Origin of the sequence: Salegentibacter sp., from assembly GCF_041642575.1 — a bacterium.
Taxonomy (GTDB): Bacteria; Bacteroidota; Bacteroidia; order Flavobacteriales; family Flavobacteriaceae; genus Salegentibacter.
Genome location: NZ_JBEPWD010000133.1, coordinates 1 through 4,258 on the forward strand (window position 1 = coordinate 1; position 4,258 = coordinate 4,258).

4 protein-coding genes are annotated in these 4,258 nt (G+C 41.0%); 2 read left to right on the plus strand and 2 right to left on the minus strand.

Going from position 1 to position 4,258, the window contains the following annotated elements; all coding sequences use genetic code 11:
* Positions 1-115 precede the first annotated feature (115 nt).
* Together leuD and leuB are read left to right on the plus strand one after the other, a co-directional pair.
* Positions 116-730, plus strand: a complete 615-nt coding sequence (gene leuD, locus ACESK1_RS12255; protein WP_372920467.1) for a 3-isopropylmalate dehydratase small subunit — start codon at positions 116-118, stop codon at positions 728-730.
* Positions 731-757: 27 nt separating this feature from the next.
* Positions 758-1,873 (plus strand): 3-isopropylmalate dehydrogenase, encoded by a 1,116-nt coding sequence (gene leuB / locus ACESK1_RS12260; RefSeq protein ID WP_372920468.1) that lies wholly within the window; start codon positions 758-760, stop codon positions 1,871-1,873.
* Positions 1,874-2,075: 202 nt separating this feature from the next.
* Here leuB and argH read toward each other — a convergent pair whose 3' ends face one another.
* A complete protein-coding gene (gene argH / locus ACESK1_RS12265; RefSeq protein ID WP_372920469.1) occupies positions 2,076-3,353 on the minus strand; it encodes an argininosuccinate lyase in 1,278 nt (425 codons plus the stop codon).
* Between the two features lie 56 nt (positions 3,354-3,409).
* The coding region (locus ACESK1_RS12270; protein WP_372920470.1) for a M20/M25/M40 family metallo-hydrolase at positions 3,410-4,258 on the minus strand (849 nt) is incomplete at its 5' end.

Genomic DNA, 4,258 nt, shown 5'->3' on the forward strand with positions numbered 1-4,258 from the left:
AATTTTGAAGGAAGACAGGGCCAAGGGTCCAGAACCATATTAGCGAGTCCGTTAACTGCAGCAGCCACTGCTGTTTCAGGAAAATTAACCGACTTTACAAAACATTTAAATTAGGATGGAAAAGTTTATCACATTAACCGATACAGCGGTTCCCTTAGAAATAGAAAACGTAGATACTGACCAAATCATTCCGGCGCGGTTCCTGAAAGCAACCGATAAAGCGGGATTTGGGGAAAACCTTTTCCGCGACTGGCGTTTTAATAAAAACGATGAGCCAAATCCGGAATTTGCTCTAAACAAACCCGAGTATAAAGGTTCCATCCTAGTAGCCGGGGATAATTTTGGTTGTGGTTCCAGCCGTGAGCATGCAGCCTGGGCGATTAAGACCTACGGATTCACTGCAGTTGTTTCGAGCTATATCGCCGATATTTTCAAAGGGAATGCGCTAAATAACGGTTTGCTTCCGGTGCAGGTAAGTCCGGGATTTTTGGACCAGCTATTTGTAGAAATCACCAAAGATCCTTCCGTAGAAATTAAGGTCGATCTGGAAAAGCAGGAAATAGGAATTCCGAAGAAAGAAATTTTAGAAAAATTCGATATCGACCCTTATAAAAAAACCTGTATGATCAATGGCTTCGATGATATAGATTTTCTGGTTAGTAAACTAGATGCCATTAAGAAATTTGAAGAAAGTAGTAAACAACATACTCAGCCTGCCACACAGGTTTAAAATAGAAATAAATCAAAACATAAAAAGATGAAGTTAAAAATAGCAGTTTTACCCGGAGACGGGATAGGTCCCGAGATCACACAGCAATCGGTGAAAATTCTTAAAGCAGTAGCAGATCGTTTTGATCACCAATTTCAATTTGAAGAAGCCCTGGTAGGTGCGGTAGCAATAGACCTGCTGGACAATCCGCTACCTGAAGCTACGCTGGAATTATGTAAAAAATCTGATGCTGTGTTGTTTGGGGCTATTGGAGACCCAAAATATGATAATGATCCTGATGCAAAGGTGAGACCCGAGCAAGGCTTATTAAAACTTAGAAAAGAACTGGGCCTTTTTGCCAATATCAGGCCTGTTAAAGCTTATGATAAACTTATAGATCAATCTCCCCTTAGGCCCGACCGCATTATGGGAGCCGATATGGTGATCTATCGCGAACTAACCGGAGGTATTTATTTTGGAGAAAAAAGCACTTCGGAAGACGGTAAATCGGCCTCAGATCTTTGCTCCTATACTACTGAAGAGATCGAACGTGTGGCCCATCTTGCTTTTCAGGCAGCTGAAAAGCGTCGTAAAAAAATCACCCTGGTAGATAAAGCGAATGTTCTCGAAACATCCAGATTATGGAGGAAAACGGTTAAAGAGGTTGCAAAGAGTTATCCCGAAGTGGCTTTGGATTTTCTATTCGTAGACAATGCTGCGATGCAAATGATTCTGAATCCAACCCAGTTTGATGTCATTCTTACTGAAAATATGTTTGGTGATATCTTATCTGATGAAGCCAGTGTGATTGGCGGAAGTATCGGATTGCTTGCATCGGCTTCCACAGGTGAAAAAAATGCCCTATTTGAACCAATTCATGGATCATATCCCCAAGCAACCGGCCTCGGAATTGCGAATCCCATTGCGTCTATACTATCCGCGGCAATGCTACTGGAGCATTTTAATCTCACCAAAGAAGCCGAAGCGGTTAGAAATGCCGTGGAACTAAGCATTCAATTAAATGTGTGCACCCAGGATATCAACAGAGACAACCATTATACAACCAGCAAAGTTGGTGATTTCCTTGAAAGTTTGATAAGCGAGGTTGACCAGGTGAGAATTAACAATGAGAACCTCAACCTTGGCCAAATGACTATTATTTAAGATTATTTTTTTCTTCATTTATGTTTTGAACCCTTCGTGTTTGTGTGGTACTCGCGGAGGGTTTTTTAGTGACACCCATTTTCCGGGCAGCTTTAAAGCCGCCCGGAAAATACTGATGGAACTATCCTGATGAAGATCGGGATCAAACATTTCAGAAGACATTTATGATAAAATGCCGCCCCTATGTGGCTCTAAAACTCTCCTAAATTTTTTCCATTTTCCTCTTAATCTTATCCAATGCCAGATTATCCTTACTTCCGAGATGCGAATGTTTCTTCCCTTCAGATGCTTCATAATTTCCCTGCTGGACCTGCTCTCCAATTATTTGATAAGCTTCCCTAAAAGATTTGCCCTGCATCACCAAATCGTTGATGCTGTCCACCGTAAACAGATATTTATATTTTTCATCCTTTAAATCAACATCCTTCACCACCATCTGTGCGATCGAATGCGTAAAAATATCCAGGATTTCCTTGATGTTTTCCACGGCATAAATACTGTTTTCCTTTATCAACTGGTAGTCCCGATGATATCCACTGGGGAGGTTGTTCGTGATTAGAATCATCTCGTTGGAGATGCTTTGGAGTTTATTACATTTCCCCCGTATCAGTTCGAAAACATCCGGATTTTTCTTATGAGGCATAATACTGGAACCTGTTGTGAGCTCGTCGGGAAAAGTGATAAAATCGAAATTCTGACTCATATACAAACAAACATCCATCGAAAACCGGGAAAGCGTATTGGCTACTGAACCGATATTGGAAGTAACTGTTCGTTCGCATTTTCCACGTCCCAATTGAGCGGCAACTACGTTATATTTTAAAGTCGAAAATCCTAATTCTTTCGTGGTAAATTCCCTGTCTATCGGAAATGAAGAACCATAACCCGCAGCAGATCCCAGGGGATTCTGGTCTACCACTTTTAACCCGGCTTCTAATAAATACAGGTCATCTATTAATAATTCCGCATAAGCCGAGAACCATAAACCAAAACTTGAAGGCATAGCTACCTGTAAATGCGTATACCCCGGAAGCAGCTTATCCTGATGTTTTTCTGCAAGATCGAGCAACACCTCAATTAAGTCTTTGGTTTTCCCCGAAATTTGCTTCAGATTTTCTTTAAAATACAACTGCATCGCCACTAAAACCTGATCGTTTCTCGAGCGGGCGGTGTGAATTTTTTTTCCGGTTTCACCTAGTGCTTTGGTTAATTCAAATTCAATTTTGGAATGTACATCTTCAAAATCTTCTTCAATCTCAAAAGTTCCATTTTCAAGCTGTTGCTGAAGTTTTTCTAATTCCTGCTCGATTTGGGAGACCTCTTCAGAAGTGAGAATTTCAATTTTCCCCAGCATCTTTGCATGTGCTTTTGATGCCTTAATATCGTATTCGGCAAGATGCATATCTAATTCCCGGTCATTTCCAACCGTGAAGTTTTCAATCTTCTTATCTATCGCTAATCCTTTATCCCAGAGTTTCATAATTTTCTTTTTTTTAAACAGACCTCACAGATGATTTAAAACCTGTGAGGGCTCAGTTATTTCTTCAAAGCTTTTTCAAGCAATTTTATATAAGTTTCAATTCCCTCCTCTATTTCCTTTATATAAATAAATTCATTTGCGGAATGAGACCTTGTGGAATCACCGGGACCTAATTTTAAGGAAGGACAACTCAACATTGCCTGGTCTGACAGGGTTGGAGAACCATAAGTTCCCATTCCCAGCGAAATTCCTGCTTTTACCAGCTCATGATCTGTAGCAATTGAAGAGGAATTCAGCCGCAGCGACCGTGCCTTAATTTCGTCTACCGGCGCCTGTTCCCTGAGAATCTGCTCGATTTTAGCATTAGAATAGGCATCAGTAACCCTAACATCGATCACCAGATCTACCTGAGCCGGCACCACATTATGTTGGCTTCCGGCATTGATCTGGGTAACGGTGAGTTTTACTTTCCCCAAAGCCTCCGACTCTTTAGGAAATTCAAAATTTTCAAACCATTTCAAAACTTCAGCAGTTTTATAAATCGCATTGTCTTCATTAGGGTGCGCAGCATGCGAAGCTGTTCCTTTTACCTTAGCGTCAAAAACAACCAGGCCTTTCTCGGCAATGGCTAATTGCATTAAAGTGGGTTCGCCAACAATGGCTACGTCAATTTTTGGCATTTTAGGCAGCAAAGCAGCAATTCCGTTTTTCCCGTTAATTTCTTCCTCTGCGGTGCCCGCAAAAATCAGGTTATACTTTAAATCTTTTGCCTCATAAAACCAGGTAAAAGTCACTAAAAGCGAAACCAAACAACCACCAGCATCATTACTGCCCAAACCGTATAATTTCCCGTCTTCGATTTTAGCTTCAAAAGGATCGCGGGTATAAGCCGAATTGGGTTTTAC

Coding starts and splice junctions, on each gene's coding strand:
- leuB (WP_372920468.1), top strand. CDS start 758: ATGAAGTTAAAAATAGCAGTTTTACCCGGAGACGGGATAGGTCCCGAG.
- leuD (WP_372920467.1), top strand. CDS start 116: ATGGAAAAGTTTATCACATTAACCGATACAGCGGTTCCCTTAGAAATA.
- argH (WP_372920469.1), bottom strand. CDS start 3,353: ATGAAACTCTGGGATAAAGGATTAGCGATAGATAAGAAGATTGAAAAC.